The sequence below is a fragment of the Glutamicibacter sp. FBE19 genome, from assembly GCF_015524875.1.
Lineage (GTDB): Bacteria > Actinomycetota > Actinomycetes > Actinomycetales > Micrococcaceae > Glutamicibacter > Glutamicibacter halophytocola.
Genome location: NZ_JACKQN010000003.1, coordinates 236,656 through 250,958 on the forward strand (window position 1 = coordinate 236,656; position 14,303 = coordinate 250,958).

At 58.1% G+C, this 14,303-nt stretch carries 17 protein-coding genes; 16 read left to right on the forward strand and 1 reads right to left on the reverse strand.

Features of this window, described 5'->3' with window-relative positions; genetic code table 11:
• Nucleotides 1-20 precede the first annotated feature (20 nt).
• Nucleotides 21-1,067: a phage minor head protein gene (locus H6F58_RS07020; protein WP_195181452.1), complete on the forward strand. Its 1,047-nt coding sequence runs from the start codon at nt 21-23 to the stop codon at nt 1,065-1,067.
• 150 nt (nt 1,068-1,217) lie between these two features.
• On the opposite strand, the gene H6F58_RS07025 is transcribed toward H6F58_RS07020, so the two are convergent.
• Entirely contained in the window at nt 1,218-1,691 is a 474-nt protein-coding gene (locus H6F58_RS07025) for a hypothetical protein (RefSeq protein ID WP_195181453.1), read from the reverse strand.
• A 22-nt stretch (nt 1,692-1,713) separates the two neighbouring features.
• Here H6F58_RS07025 and H6F58_RS07030 point away from each other — a divergent pair, with 22 nt between their 5' ends.
• The 15 genes from H6F58_RS07030 to H6F58_RS07100 all read left to right on the forward strand — a co-directional run bounded on the left by H6F58_RS07030 (nt 1,714) and on the right by H6F58_RS07100 (nt 13,971).
• A complete protein-coding gene (locus H6F58_RS07030; RefSeq protein ID WP_195181454.1) occupies nt 1,714-3,036 on the forward strand; it encodes a hypothetical protein in 1,323 nt (440 codons plus the stop codon).
• A 2-nt stretch (nt 3,037-3,038) separates the two neighbouring features.
• Complete coding sequence (locus H6F58_RS07035; RefSeq protein ID WP_195181455.1) at nt 3,039-3,386, forward strand: DUF2190 family protein; 348 nt, start codon at nt 3,039-3,041, stop codon at nt 3,384-3,386.
• Nucleotides 3,387-3,395: 9 nt separating this feature from the next.
• On the forward strand, nt 3,396-4,472 hold the full coding sequence (locus H6F58_RS07040; RefSeq protein ID WP_195181456.1) for a hypothetical protein: 1,077 nt from the start codon (nt 3,396-3,398) through the stop codon (nt 4,470-4,472).
• 77 nt (nt 4,473-4,549) lie between these two features.
• Entirely contained in the window at nt 4,550-4,933 is a 384-nt protein-coding gene (locus tag H6F58_RS07045) for a hypothetical protein (protein ID WP_195181457.1), read from the forward strand.
• Nucleotides 4,934-4,936: 3 nt separating this feature from the next.
• On the forward strand, nt 4,937-5,356 hold the full coding sequence (locus H6F58_RS07050; protein WP_280521028.1) for a DUF6093 family protein: 420 nt from the start codon (nt 4,937-4,939) through the stop codon (nt 5,354-5,356).
• Nucleotides 5,357-5,365: 9 nt separating this feature from the next.
• Nucleotides 5,366-5,731, forward strand: coding sequence for an HK97-gp10 family putative phage morphogenesis protein (locus tag H6F58_RS07055; protein WP_195181459.1), 366 nt, complete (start codon nt 5,366-5,368; stop codon nt 5,729-5,731).
• Nucleotides 5,732-6,157: a hypothetical protein gene (locus H6F58_RS07060; RefSeq protein WP_195181460.1), complete on the forward strand. Its 426-nt coding sequence runs from the start codon at nt 5,732-5,734 to the stop codon at nt 6,155-6,157.
• A 12-nt stretch (nt 6,158-6,169) separates the two neighbouring features.
• Nucleotides 6,170-6,370, forward strand: a complete 201-nt coding sequence (locus H6F58_RS07065; protein WP_195181461.1) for a hypothetical protein — start codon at nt 6,170-6,172, stop codon at nt 6,368-6,370.
• Between the two features lie 6 nt (nt 6,371-6,376).
• A complete protein-coding gene (locus tag H6F58_RS07070; RefSeq protein WP_195181462.1) occupies nt 6,377-6,898 on the forward strand; it encodes a hypothetical protein in 522 nt (173 codons plus the stop codon).
• 94 nt (nt 6,899-6,992) lie between these two features.
• Complete coding sequence (locus tag H6F58_RS07075; protein WP_195181463.1) at nt 6,993-7,646, forward strand: hypothetical protein; 654 nt, start codon at nt 6,993-6,995, stop codon at nt 7,644-7,646.
• A gap of 77 nt (nt 7,647-7,723) precedes the next feature.
• The gene (locus tag H6F58_RS07080) at nt 7,724-7,984 is read left to right on the forward strand and encodes a hypothetical protein (RefSeq protein WP_195181464.1); all 261 of its coding nucleotides are present in this window, start codon (nt 7,724-7,726) and stop codon (nt 7,982-7,984) included.
• Nucleotides 7,985-8,039: 55 nt separating this feature from the next.
• The gene (locus H6F58_RS07085; protein WP_195181465.1) at nt 8,040-8,315 is read left to right on the forward strand and encodes a hypothetical protein; all 276 of its coding nucleotides are present in this window, start codon (nt 8,040-8,042) and stop codon (nt 8,313-8,315) included.
• 98 nt (nt 8,316-8,413) lie between these two features.
• Nucleotides 8,414-12,907 (forward strand): phage tail tape measure protein, encoded by a 4,494-nt coding sequence (locus tag H6F58_RS07090; RefSeq protein ID WP_195181466.1) that lies wholly within the window; start codon nt 8,414-8,416, stop codon nt 12,905-12,907.
• 54 nt (nt 12,908-12,961) lie between these two features.
• Nucleotides 12,962-13,162: a hypothetical protein gene (locus H6F58_RS07095; protein ID WP_195181467.1), complete on the forward strand. Its 201-nt coding sequence runs from the start codon at nt 12,962-12,964 to the stop codon at nt 13,160-13,162.
• A gap of 35 nt (nt 13,163-13,197) precedes the next feature.
• Nucleotides 13,198-13,971: a hypothetical protein gene (locus H6F58_RS07100; protein ID WP_195181468.1), complete on the forward strand. Its 774-nt coding sequence runs from the start codon at nt 13,198-13,200 to the stop codon at nt 13,969-13,971.
• Nucleotides 13,972-14,303: the final 332 nt, after the last annotated feature.

The window sequence follows — 14,303 nt, forward strand, 5'->3', positions numbered from 1 at the left end:
AGAGTAGGCGGTGTTGATCGGTGGCAGTCACGAAGGAAACGCTCCGGCTCGCCGCCGACGTACGCAAACAACTGCGCCAGCTCACCGACAAGCATGCCGTCGCACTCGTGCAGGCCTGGGTGGAAGCATGGGACACCATCTCCCCGCTGTTCGCCGAAGCCATCGCCGAACTCGTCGCAGCGGGGGACAACGTGCCCCGCGCAGTCGTCGCCCGTAACGCGAAGCTCATCGCAGCAATGCAACAAGTAGAAGCAACCCTGGACGAACTGATCCCGTTCGTGGACGGCACGATCACCAACGACCTGCTCACCGCAGTCATGGACGCTGCCACAGCACACCAAGCCATCGTCAACTCTCAACTCCCGGCCCCGCAAACAGGTGTCGCGATCAACTTGAATGCGCCGGCGCCGGAAGCACTCACCGCTATTGTCACCCGTTCTACTGAGCGGATTCATTCGGCAACGAAGCCGCTCGCGCCGTGGGTTGTGCGGCAGATGAAGAACGAGCTCATCCGTGGCATTGTCGTTGGGGATAATCCGCGGACTGTGGGGCGGAAGATTCTGAAGAGCGTCGAGGGGAACTTCAACGGTGGGCTTGCCCGGGCGATGACGATAGCTCGCACGGAGATGCTGGACGCGCATCGGCGTGGGTCTCAGGCCGCTGCAGGGGCGAATACTGATCTGCTGACTGGGTGGCTGTGGCAATGCACGCTTGATCGGCGCACATGCCCATCTTGCCTTGCCAAGCACGGCACGCTTCACCCCGTGGATGAGTTCGGCCCCATTGACCACCAGAACGGACGATGCGCCCGCGTAGACAAAACGAAGTCATGGAAAGAGCTCGGCTTCGACATCGAGGAACCAAAGGACGATTTCCCTGACGCGCGTAAATGGTTCGACAGCCTCACCGACGATTCACAACTCGCCGTCATGGGCCCAACTCGGCTGCAACTGCTGAATGACGGCAAGATCCAGTGGGACGACCTGTCAACACTGCGCAAGAGCGACGGATGGCGGGACTCCCAAGTTGTCACCCCAGTCAAAACGCTACTCACCATCGCCGACTAGGTCCCGTCGCTCTCCGACGGTTTGTAATCCAACGCGCCGCACCAACGGCAGACCAACAAGAGCGAAGCCCCGGTCAGCCGAAGGTACGCCTGCCTGGGCATCCACGAATGCTCAGGGCACGCTCCTGGTTCGCCCGGTAAGTCGTTCGAATCATCCTGGCTCATTGATTCTCGCCATCAACTGAACCGTAAAGGTCTGCAGCGACGAAGCGAGACCCAACGCGTCTTCGAGCAATTCGTCGATTCTGGCTGGGGTGATAAGTGGCCATATATCAAATTCGGCACGACCAATTTGCTTGTCTAACTTTCGATGTCGACGTAGTGACAAAGCGGCGGTCCCATCTGTGCGGAACACCCAATCGCCATGGATGAACAGATTACGCCAGGTCCAAAGCTCATGGATCTCGTCGCATAGGCGCTGGAAGGCGTCGGAGTCATCACATGGTCTCAGGGCCTCATCGAGTTGTTGACCGCTCCGCGACCAGCCACCGTTGGGAAGCAACTGGTGGCGGGAGTGAACGAGTATGTGTTCCGCTGCGAGGTTTTCTAGCTCGCCGAATGCTAAGACGAGCCTGCCAAGGGGCAGTGCGAAATTGTCGGGAAACCGATTGAAGGAACTATCCATTTTTCAATTGTAGGAGGCCGCTGTGCCAACACAGATTACGGAGGCGGCTAAGGTCGCGTCCCGTGGGCCGGGGAAAATCCTGCTCACTCTCATTACTCCCGGGCAGGGTTCTTCCGGCTACTACAGCGAGGAAGTCCTCGCTAAAGCAGCCGAGGAGAAAGCATTCCCCCGCGGAACCATGGGCATGGTCAACCATGACACCGAAATGGAACGCGCCGACCGCCCTGAAGGTGATTTGCGCAACCTGATCTGGGTGACCTTGGAAGATGCGTACGTTGACGCCAATGGTGATCTGGTAGCTGAGACCCGGGTCTTGTCCGCTTGGCGCGATTTCGTGGAGGAAACCCACGAGTTCATCGGCGCATCAATCAGCGCTTCCGCTGCAGTGCGCGACACCAAGGAAGGTCGCATCGTTGAGCGTCTTATCCCCAGCCCTTTCAACAGGGTTGACGCGGTAACCGTAGCAGGTCGTGGCGGTCAGGTATCCGAAATCTTGGAAGCCGCACGGGTCATCGAATCACGATCCATCATCGCCAACGAGGTCACCGCGGATGACATCGAGGTCTACATCAGCCACGCAGTGCAGCAGGCGCACGCTGACCGTGAAAACGACGTGTGGGCGTGGCTTGAAAACTACGACGACACCTACGCCTACTTCCGCAAGGAGCGTACAAGTTTCCGGCAGTCGTACACCCGCGACGGTGTGAACGTCACCCTCAACGGTGAACCAGAAGCCGTACTGCGCCGAACCGAATACGACCCCGTCGGCACAACCACCACGGCAGAGTCGATCCAACTCACCGCACCAACCACAACGAACAAGCTTCCCGCACCTGCGGGGCAAGAATCCTCGCCAAAACTGGCCGAGGCCAACCAAATCCCTAACAAGGAGACCACCATGGCAGAAATTGCCGAAGAGCGACTGCAGTTGCTCGAAGAGTCCCACGGCCAGTTGCAGGCAATCAAAGCCCGCGAAGCCGACAAGGACAACACCATCGCCGAACTGAACGAGAACCTGGCGAAGGCCCGCGCGTTCAACCGTGCACAGGAGTTCGCCAAGACCATCGTCACCGGCGCCAACTCGGAACTTTCCGAGAGCGTTGTGGCTCGCATCGTCACCGCATCGGTGCACGAATCCGACCTGCCACTGACCGAGGCACTGCAGCTCGACACCGATGCACTCACCGAAACCGTGAACAAGGCCCGCGAAGCCGAGGAAACCTACCTCGCCCAGCTCGCCAAGGAAAACGGCCTCGGCCAAGTCCGCGGCGTAGGCGAAACCAAGTCCACCGATGTTACCGAGTCCTCGGACGCTGACATCGCCAACGAACTGAAGGGACTGTAACCGTGGCTAAGAACCAGCGTTACGAGAACGCACTTCAAATCACCGTCACTGCACCCTACGCAGTGACTTCCGGCTCCCCGGTACGCGTCGGCTCCATCTGCGGTGTAGCACTCATCGACGCAGCCGCCGGCGAACGCGTCACCATCTGGCTGGACGGCTCCTGGGACCTGCAGGTTACCGGCGCCACCACCGAAGGCGCACCCGTCTACATCACCAGTGCAGGTGCGTTGAACGTGACCGCCACTGGCAACTACCTTTTCGGCATCGCACTCGGTGCCAAGGCCGCCGCCGCAGGCCCCGTAGAAGTAGCCCCAATCGGCTACACCACTCAGACCGCCGTCGGCGCGTAAGGAGACACCGTGAACATCAACATCCAAGAGATGCTGGCGCAGGAAGCATTCCGCACCGCGCCACACCTGAAGAACCGCATCCTCGAAGCGGTACGACTCTTCAAGGCAGGCGTAGACGGCACTGACCCGTTTGCCTTCGCCCGCATGAAGGAAGCAATGTCCACCTCGGACTTCCCACAGTTGCTGGGCGCAGGCTTCCAGATCAGCGCACGCGACACCTACGAGGCAACTGTCCCAGAGTGGCAGGCCATCGCACCGGTACGCCGCGTGAACGACTTCCGTCCTGCCAAGGACATCGACCTGTTCGGCGGCCGTGAAGCCTTCGACCAGGTGAAGGAAGGCGAGGAGTACAAGGGCCGCTCCATCGGCGAAGACGCTTTCGAGTTCTCCGTGCTCAAGTACGGCAACACCTTCGGTCTGACCTGGGAGATGCGGAAGAACAACCAGTTCCACCAGCTGCTCGACTTCCCGGGCCGTCTCGGCTCGGCTGCACGCCAGACCGAAGACGAACAGGTATTCAAGCAGTTCATCGCTGACGGTGGCCCAGTAGCATCGTTCTTCGCTGCTCAGGGCACCATCCCATCGACCGCGCTGTCCCACGACGCACTGGTCGCCGCCTACAAGCAGGTAGTCGCCCGCAAGACCAAGGACAAGAAGCTGATCCGCCTCGGCGGAAAGCCTCTGAACCTGATCGTGCCAACCGCGCTGGCAATGGAAGCGGAGGAGTTCGTCAACGAAGACAAGATCGTCGTCGGCTCCGTCGCCCAGAAGAACCCGCTCAAGGGCAAGTTCAACGTCATCGCGTCGGAAACCGCTGCAGAGCTGAACGGCACCAACGGCGACACCGCCTGGTACATCCTTCCTGCAAAGGAATCGAAGTACGCGTCGGTCGCAAAGGTCACCATGGCTGGCGAGGAAACCCTCGACATCCGTGTCCGCCGTGATCAGGGCGAGCGTGTCGGCGGCGGCGCAATCGGTCTGGAAGACGGTTCGTACAAGGACGACACCATCGACTACCGCGGCCGACTGGTCACCGGTGGCGCGACCCTGAACGGCCTGGGCGTTTACGCGTCCAAGGGCGCTTAGCTTCACTCGCAGCTTTGAGGGGCATCACCACGGTGGTGCCCCTCAGCTGTACCCAAACACTTTTTTGAGGGGGCAACATGGAACCTGCCGATCAGCAAAAACAGGTGGGCCAAGTCCGCGCCCTCATCGCAGACCTTGACACCGAAAACCCGATCTTCACAGACGACCAGATCACAACGTATCTGGAACTGAACGACTGGGACACCGGGTACAAGCAAGGCGTATACAGGGCTGCCGCTGACGCACTCGACGCTATCGCAACCAGCGAAGTTCTCGTGTCAAAGAAGATCCGCACCCAAGACCTCAGCACCGACGGCCCAGCAGTTGCCGCCGAACTCCGCAAACAAGCCGCAGCATTGCGCGACAAAGCTGACGACGAAGACGCGAAAGCTGACTCGTTCTTCCAGATCATCCCTTTCGGCGGATCCTGCGGCGCCGAGGGCGAAGAGTACCGGTGGTAACCAATGCCACTACCTAACGCAAAAATCATCCCGCCTGGCTGGTCGGAACATCACCGACCCGTCGCAGCAGGAGGCATGACCGCTGACTGCATCATCGACCGCGTGGCCGATGGGCCCGCACCATTCCCACTCCCGGAAGACTGGACCGGCCGCGAACGAATCTGGGCGGGCAAGACTCGCATCCAGGAACTGAAACGGGAATCTACGGCGCTACCTACCGAGCAGCCCACAGAGTCACGCCAGTACCTAATCCAGCTTCCGTACCTTGCCGAAAACCCGCTACCCCAGCTTCACGTGGGGGAGCGAGGCGACATCGTCACCAGCAACGGCACCGAATACACGCTCAAGCAACGCATGACCGGATCCGAACTTTGGACCCACGACTACATCGCATGGGAAAACCAAACCCAACAAAATCCGTAGGCGGTACACATGAGTTTTGACGCATCAGAACTGCGGTCTCTAGCGGCGGATCTCGGAACCGTGCCTAAGATCGCGGGCCAACTCGCGAAAGTCGCGGTGAAGAAAACCGCGAAGGATATCGAAGCTACCGCGAAAACCCTTTCACCTGTGGATACCGGGAACCTTCGATCCAGCGTCAAGGCAAGCGACCTGCGGGGTGTCTCCCAGGACTCTCCATCCGCTGAAGTACGCGCATCAGCAAACTACGCCACCTACGTCGAACTCGGCACGTCACGCATGGCAGCCCAACCATTCATGGGGCCGGCAGCGGACAAACACATGCCGGCCTTCGAGCAGGCCATGGCGCAACTCGCAGCAAAAGCCATAGGTGGGTAAATGGACGCGACACAACTGAATGCTGAGCTCATGGCCACCCTGAAAGCGATACCGGCTTTGGGTGGCCGTATTTACGACGGGTACGTGCCCGAGAAGCTCCCAACTGACGGCGCAGGGTACATCCTCCCTTACGTGCTTCTTCTCTCCGGAATTACAGCGGACTTACCCCAAGAACGTGACCTCACCGGACTGGCAGACACCACCGTGCACGACTGGGCACCACAAACCAACTGCGTCGGTCCCACACCCGCACACTCGCGAACGTGTGCCCAATACGTCGCACAGGCACTCACCAATACCCGAATAGGGAACCACTGGCTCAAACCCGACGCTGACGCGTTCCGGGTCGCAACGCCACTCATAGACAACCAGGTCACCCCAGCCCGGTTTTACCTGCCGCTTTCTTGGCGGCTCAACACCAACTAAAGGAGGCCCACCGTGGCAACCCCCAAACAGGTCACTGAGCCAGCCACCGCGCCGGCCAACACCGTAACTGAACCAAAAAGATTAGACCCCCGAAAAAAGGTCTACGTCTTCGACAGCCGAACCGGCCGAAAGTACGACGCGCCGGTACCAGAAACACACCTGAAAATCTTCCCGCACCTGCGAGAAGTTCCATCCAAGCAAGAAGGGAAGTAATCGAACATGGCCGTAAAGATGCTCACTGACGCAAACCGCCACAGCGTATTCGTCACAGACCTCGCCGACTATCACGCGCCAAAGGTCAGCGAATTGACAGGCGTGGGCGCGATCGTGCTGTCATGCAACGTCACCGCAGCCAACTACCAGCTCGGCTCCACCGGCGATGACGCAATCAACGATCCAGCCTTGTGCGCGTCGTCCAACTCGACTGTACCCGGGCGCACCAACTACGAAGCGTCCATGGACTTCTACCGTTGGAAGGAAACCGTGGACGACATTCCATGGGCAACCTTTAGCGATAAGGGCATCCATGGCTACATCGTGTCCCGGATCGGTCAGCATCCGGATGGCACCAAGGCTCATGAGCACCCTTTCACCGCAGGCGATGAGGTGCAGGTATACGAGGTCATCACTGGAACACCGCAGATCATGTCTCCTGCTGATGCCGGTTACGAGAAGTTCAAGATGAACTTCTCCGTGCAGGACAACGTCGACGAACGTGCCGTAGTCTCCGCAACCGTCTAACCAATTAGCCAGTCCGGGCTGGAGTGCTTGACTCCCACACCAGCCCGGACTCTAAACCCATCGCGGAGTCACCCCCATCCTTTAGGAGTCAACCGTGTCTGAAAACATTGAACCAACCGCTGAGCTAGACCTCGACTCGTGGCTCGCCACCGGCGAACGCAACACCCATAATGTCAACCTCTACGCACGCATGGATCTCATTGCTGAAGTTGAAGCACTCGAATCGCAACGCGTTGCCACCCCAGAAGTGTCCGACATGGACAAGCCGCTTGGCGGGGAAGAAAACCCCAACGCAGAACTCGACGCGCAGATCAACGACTTATGGGCCCGCATCGACGAGTCCAAGCGAGTCTTCCGTGTCACTGCCCTTACCAAGCAGGAAACCGACGCGATCCGCGAGACTGTCCTGAAGGAATCCTCCGACAAGATCGACGAAGCCGCTGCACTGGGACGCGCAGAAGCGAAGAAGACCTGCAAGCGCATGGAAATCACCGTCCCTGCAGACATCAACGCCTACGTTCGCATCGGCGTCAAAGAGTTCAGCGACAAGGTCATCAACCACGAGACCACGCTCCGCATGATTGCCGACGCAACCAAGATCAAGGTCGGCGACGGATGGAAGCAACTCACCCTGGATCAGACTCGCACCCTGTACGAGAAGCTTGGCGAATCCCAGATAGGTCTGCTCGCTGATGCCGCGTACAAGGCGAACAACGAGACCCCGGAGGTCACCGTCCCAAAATCGTAGCGGCCATGGCAACACGGCGATGGGGGCACCTCGTAACCTGGGCTAAAACAGCCCGGTCGTGGAGGATCCCTGTCACCGTGTTGCTTGGCTTCCGTGAAGATACTGGCCGATGGCTAGAGCAAGATCGTGTGCTGGCGTTGGCCCTGCAGCAGTACGAAGACAGCATCCACTCCTGCGGTGTCCCATCATCGGTAGGTTTCGGTGATGACAATGACGGTCGCGTCGAGTGGAAAGAAACGATCTGCCACGCGTGCGAAGCCAGAGAAGCCGCGCTCAACGACAACAAAAACAACCAATACCCGGGACAACTTTTCTACCCGGTGTGGGATGCGGAATAGTCACGGTTTAATAAAGCCGATCAATAATTTTTGTGCTGGGTGTTATGGTTTTTTCATGTCACTCAAAATTCACAAAACACCTTCCATTCAGTATGTACAAAATGAGGGTTCCGCATTCCAGGTCACCGGCATGGTTCTTGCCGGAATCGGGCTGATAGGCGGACTTGTAATCTTGATTGCGTCCGGCTCAGCCGTGTTACTCGGCCTGGTCCCAATCGGATTATTAGTTGCAATGACCGGCTATCTGAAGCAAATATCCGCAGCGACGACCGCCTCGTACATTCTGGCTTCGAATCATCAAGTCGTGGATGAGGAAACTCCCACGCAATAAAGTAACGGCCCACAAGTTAGCCCGTTAGCACCCTAAACAGAGGGGTGCTAGCGGGTTTTCTTATGCCCGAAAACTCTAATTGAATAGGCGGTCCCATTGTGGCTGAGCGTGATGTCGTAGTCCGGATCCGGGCTGAAATTGGCGCTTTCAAACGCGACATGGCCGCCGCCGCCAATGCCGCCAAGAAAACCGCCGAACAGACCGAAGCCGCCGGTAAGCAGTCGGAATCAGCAATCGGACGTCTCGCGCAAACCGCCCAAACTCACGATAAAGCGTGGAACCAAGTCTCTACGGGCATGGTTGCCAGTGGAGCAGCCATAGTCGGTGCATTAGCTCTATCGACTAAAGCTGCGATGGATTGGGAGTCAGCTTGGGCTGGCGTAACCAAAACCGTCGACGGATCCCCACAGCAAATGGCACAGCTTGAGGGTGAGCTCCGCAATCTCGCACGCACCCTCCCGTCCACGCACACCGAAATCGCAGCCGTCGCTGAAGCTGCCGGCCAGCTCGGCGTAGCACGCAAGGACGTCTCCGGCTTCACAAAAACCATGATCGACCTGGGGGAGTCCACCAACCTCACAGCAGAAGACGCGGCAACCAACATTGCCCAGATCAGTAACGTCATGGGCACCATGGAACGCGAAGGATCCAAAGGCGTCGAACGATTCGGTTCAGCTCTGGTCGCGTTGGGCAACGACGGTGCAAGCACCGAATCCGACATCCTGTCGATGGCCCAGCGTATTGCTGGTGCCGGAGCAACTCTGGGCGCATCCGAGGCAGACGTGCTCGCACTCTCCAACACGCTCGCTTCCATGGGCGTTCGGGCCGAACTTGGCGGCGGTGTCACCACACGTGTCCTGCTGAAGATGCGATCGGCAGTTGACGAAGGCGGAGACAGCCTCGCTTCGTTCGCTGAAATCGCTGGTGTCTCAGCAGACGAGTTCGCAACGAAGTTCCGTGAAGCCCCAGTCGAAGCCTTGGACATGGTTTCCAAGGGCATCTACGGTGTGAACGAAGCCGGCGGAAACGTCACCCAGACCCTGAAAGACCTGGGCATCAAGGGCACCGAGGAAACTCAGGTCATGCTCGCCCTCGCCAACTCCGGCGACCTGCTCACAGATTCGTTGAACTTGGGTGCAGAAGCCTGGGCTAACAACACGGCCCTCGTTGAAGAAGCCAACAAGCGGTACGAGACCGCGGAGTCCAAGGTCAAGATCGCATGGAATAACATCAAGGACGCAGCCATCGACGCTGGCGCCGTGATCCTCCCAGCAGTGTCCGGTATCGCCGGAGTTGTTGCTGATCTTGCTGGTGGTTTCGCTGATCTGCCTGACCCGGTGAAGACTGCACTCACGGTACTTGGCGGGGTAGGCGGAGTCGGATTGCTGGCAACCGGCGGAATGATGAAGCTTGTCAGCGCCCTGGGCGACACCATCCCGAAGATGCAAGCACTCGGCATCGACACACCAAGAGCCACAAAGGCCGTTGGGCTGCTAGGCAAATCATTGGGTGCGGTTACGGCCGTGGGTGCTGGGTTCCTCATCGGCAAGACGGTCATCGAGGGCATAAACGATGCTGTGCGCTCCGGCAAGCCAGATGTTGAAGCATACTTCAACTTGATCGCCACCGGCGGTAACGTCAAGGACGTACTGAACCTCGGCGAAAGCGACGGATGGTCAGGATCCATCTTCAAGGACTCAGGCGAAGCCGCTAAAGAGTACTACGACACTCTCACCGTTGAGTCTGGGAATGCCAAGCGAGCGATTGAGCAACTGGCAAATACAGACGGCCTGACAGGACTAACGGGCTGGTTCTCGAAGAACCTTTCGTTTGGTGACGTGCGTGGCGCCACCGAAGATGCCCTGCAGCTCCAAGAGGCCATGCGTGGCATTGCCCGTGCGTTCGACATGGGCGAATCAGAACTCGGTATTGATGCGCTCAAGGGCCTGCAATCGGAACTTGAGCTCACCGATTCCAACGTCGCGACTTTGATCAACAGCACTCCTGAATTGAAGTCAGCTCTCACGAATCTGGCTACCGAGAACGGTATCCAGATTGACCCGAACAATGAGCTCGGGTTGGTTGACCTCGCACTGGGCCGCATCCAAACCGCGGCACCAGGTGCTGCTGAAGGTTTGTCTGGTGTCGACGGTGCACTCGGTGACACTGCAGTCTCTGCAGAGGATGCCGCCAAGGCTGTTGACGACTTCTATCAGGCAATGGTCAATGCCGGAATGGTCGTGCTCAACGAGCGCGAAGCACTCCGGGGAATGCAGGAATCATTTGATGCCGCTACTGCTTCGATAGAAGAGAACGGCCGGACTCTCGACATCACCACCGAAAAGGGCCGCGCCAATCAGGCGGCGCTTGACGGTATCGCTTCGTCAACCCTGGCCGCCATGGAAGCGCAAAGGGAAGCAGGAGCCACCGCAGGAGAACTAGGGGAAACCATCTCCACCGGCCGCGAAGCGTTCATAACCAACGCAGAAGCAATGGGCATGAGCAGTGAAAAGGCCGCGGCTTTGGCTGATTCGCTGAACCTGATTCCTGGTGCCGTGTACATCAATTTTGATTCGAACACGGATGATATCGGGGCCAAGCTCATTGAGATTCACGAGCTCGTCCAGGCAACCCCTGACGGCAGAATCCAGATCGATGAGAACAGCCCGCAAGTTATCGCTGCTCTTGAAGAGATGGGCTACAAGGTCACCACCTTGCCTGACGGTCGGATCGAAGTCACCGACAACGGGACTGCCGCGGTAACTGGCAAGAAGGCTGATGCGGTAGCGAACAAGTACCGCGAAGCCCTGATCAAGGCCCAGGCTACTAACACTGGTGCGACTGAGAGCGCTTTGGATGCAGCCGCAGCTGCACGAGTTGCGACGATTACCGCGAACCCTATCGTTGGCGGCGCAATTGCTGCTTTGGATGCAGCTGCTCGTGACCGGTACTCGACCATTCATACACGTGTGGTGGTTAGCGGTTCTCAGACTTCGACCGGCCGTGGTGGCCGTGGAGGCCTGACTACTGGCGGTTACACCGGTGGCCTCGTTGGTCGTTTGATCAATGGTGCGGCTGGTGGCGGTCTTGTGCCGGGGCAGATCCCGTTGAATTCACAGGGCGACAACGTTCTTGCAATGGTCAATGGTAAGCCGTTTGGTTTGCGTTCCGGCGAGATGGTTGTCAATGAGAAGGCCACACGCGAGAACCTTCCGTTGTTGCAAGCGATCAACGGTGGCGCGACTATCCAGCTTCCAGGATTTGCTTCTGGCGGACGTGTAGGCGCTGCACAGTCGAAGGTCGACCGGTTGCAACGTCAGTATTCGCGCATGTCAAGCTCGAAGGCTAACCGGAATCGCAAGCTGGATCTGAAGGATGATCTGGATGCTGCGAAGAAGGAGTTGGCCGCGGCGAAGGCTTCCGCGAAAGCTGCGGAGAAGTCGGCTAAGGAAGCCCAGAAAAAAGCAGCTGAGGCCCGCAAGGAAGAACGCGAACGTCAGGGTCGCCTGTCCGAGGCTCGTTTCGATTTGCGTCGTGATTTGAAGCGTGGCGAGATCACAGACAGCCTCACTTCAGGCTCTGGCATGAGTGTTGTTGACCGGTTGTTTGAGCAGTCAAATAACAAGGACTTGTCCCGTGGCAAGCGATCCAGCCTGCGCGCAACTGCGTACGGCGTGGAGTCGCAACTGCTGTCGTTGGAGAAGCGTTCTGAGTCGCTGAAAACCAAGCTGGAAAAAGCAACCGAGGCCCGTGACCGACTGCTAGAAGTCAGCAAGTCGGTAGCTTCCGGCCTTCGTGGCGAATACTCGCTAGGTGGTGTTCTTTCCAATCTGCTTTCGGGCGAGCAGAAGGGGCCACTGGCCGCTAGTTCGTTCGTGAAGTCAGCTCAGGGCAAGGCCGCTCAGATCAAGCGCTTCGGTGTGATGCTCGGGAAGCTCCGCAAAAAGGGCTACAACGACGCGATCATTCAGGAAATCGCTGACCTTGGCACTACTGAGGGAACGCAGGTTGGCAACGCGTTGCTTGGGGCTACTGGCAAGGAACGCGACCAGCTCAACAATGCATACAAGTCCATGGATTACTGGTCCGGACAAGCTGGTGTTGAAGTCACCCGATCCATGGAGCGGGGTGGAATTGACGCTGCGGAGGGTCTGGTTCGTGGCTTGGAAGGCAAGACCGAGGATGTTGAGGATGCTTTCTACAAGCTCGGCAAGAGCGCAGAGAAAGCATTCCGTAAGTCCTTGGACATGCACTCGCCATCCAAGACCATGGCAATCGGCGGCGTTGATTCCGTTGACGGCGTGATTGTCGGCGCTGAGAGCAAACGTCAGCAACTGATCAACACGTACGCCTCACTGGGCGACGACGTCGCGTCAGCCTACCAGCCAGCGCTAGCGTACACTGTTCCATCCTCGGTCGAGGTGTCACGGTATGCGCAAGCACAGGCTGCGCCTGCCAGCGTTTCACCGGAGGCTATTGCCTTAGCCGTCCAGGCTGGCATGGCTGGCTGGCAACCAATCGTGAACATCGACGGTCGCCAGTTCTACGGAACGATGCAGCAAGTCAATCAGCAATACGGTAATCGCCGATAAACATGGAAGTGGTCCACTCTACGGGGTGGGCCACTTCTGTTTCTAAGGAGTCCCATGAGCAACGCACTATCTGCCCCTGTCAATAGCACCCGCATGATTGTCCGAATTGAGGGGACTGGTGGTGGTACGAAGCAGACCCACTACATCTACGTTCCTCAGGTGGGGTACGTGGAATACAACCGCTACCTCGAATATCAAAAAGGTGTCGATCTTCGTGTTGGAAAAGTCAATTTTCCAGAATCGAATAAGAACTAGGCGGTCCAATGATTTATCTAGGAACCCTAGGGCGCATGGTCGGGATCAAATGCCCTGCATCCCAGCAGGTCAGCTTTGAAGAACGGTACTCCACCGAAACAACGTTGGAGGGGCGGGTCAAAGCGCAAGCGCGTCCCGTTGGTCGTCGCGTCTGGCAAGGCTCGCTGTCTGAAGCGAGCACACCAGCAGACCATGCAAAACTGCTTGCGTTCATTCAGGGTGCATGGGGTGCCGGGCCGTTCGTTTTCGTTTCCGCTGACGCGCCGCTAGTCAACATGCTCACCCCAGCAGATTCCCTGTGCCAAGACCCATTTCCGGGCGCTACGAATATCTATCCAGGCGGGCCCGTGCAGTTGGATGACGGTTCGTGGGCTTCAGCATCTTGGGCTTCAGACGGCACGGGTTCGGTGAACTTCAATTACCAGATGTCCCCGGTAACACCCGGGCAGGTCATTACAGGTTCGGCGTGGGTGAAGGGTTTGGGCGCATCGGCGCGCATCTACTTCTATGACGCTAACGGGAACTTCCTGACCGTCACTGGCCCGGTATCTACTGGCACGGCCTTGTCATACACCCGAGCGGTGATTACTGCGACCGTGCCCACAGGGGCCGTTGGCGCTCGCGTGGGTGTCACCTCGTCGGTTGGAGCGACACGTCCAGCATTGACGTGGACTAGCACTGTCCAGCCTTGGGGTGTAGGTGAAGGGTGCGTAAGCGCTGTGGTTCACGCGGCATCCAAGGATCTGACTCTCGCAACTCTGGGTTCCGTGTATTCGAGCTTGAGTTTTACCGTTACGGAGGTGGGCTAATTGCAGGCTGGCGTTCTAAATCAAGGCGCAGTTGACGCGACGAACCTTTGCCTAAATCCTAGTTTTGAAATCGACACTTCAGGGTGGGCTCCAAACGGGGCTACTTTGATCCGTTCATCGGAATGGTCGAAGCATGGCGGGTCATCAGCAAAGCTATCCACAACCAGTGGCGGCGGTTTGGGTGATATCCGGCTTGTAAGCAGCGCCTCAGTTCACCCTTCCGGGATTGTTGCTGGGAAGACTTACACTGTCACCGCGTACATACGGATTCCGTCAGCTCACACTACAGCCAGCGATGCGAGTAATTCGCGACAGCGTCGAATACTGTTTTT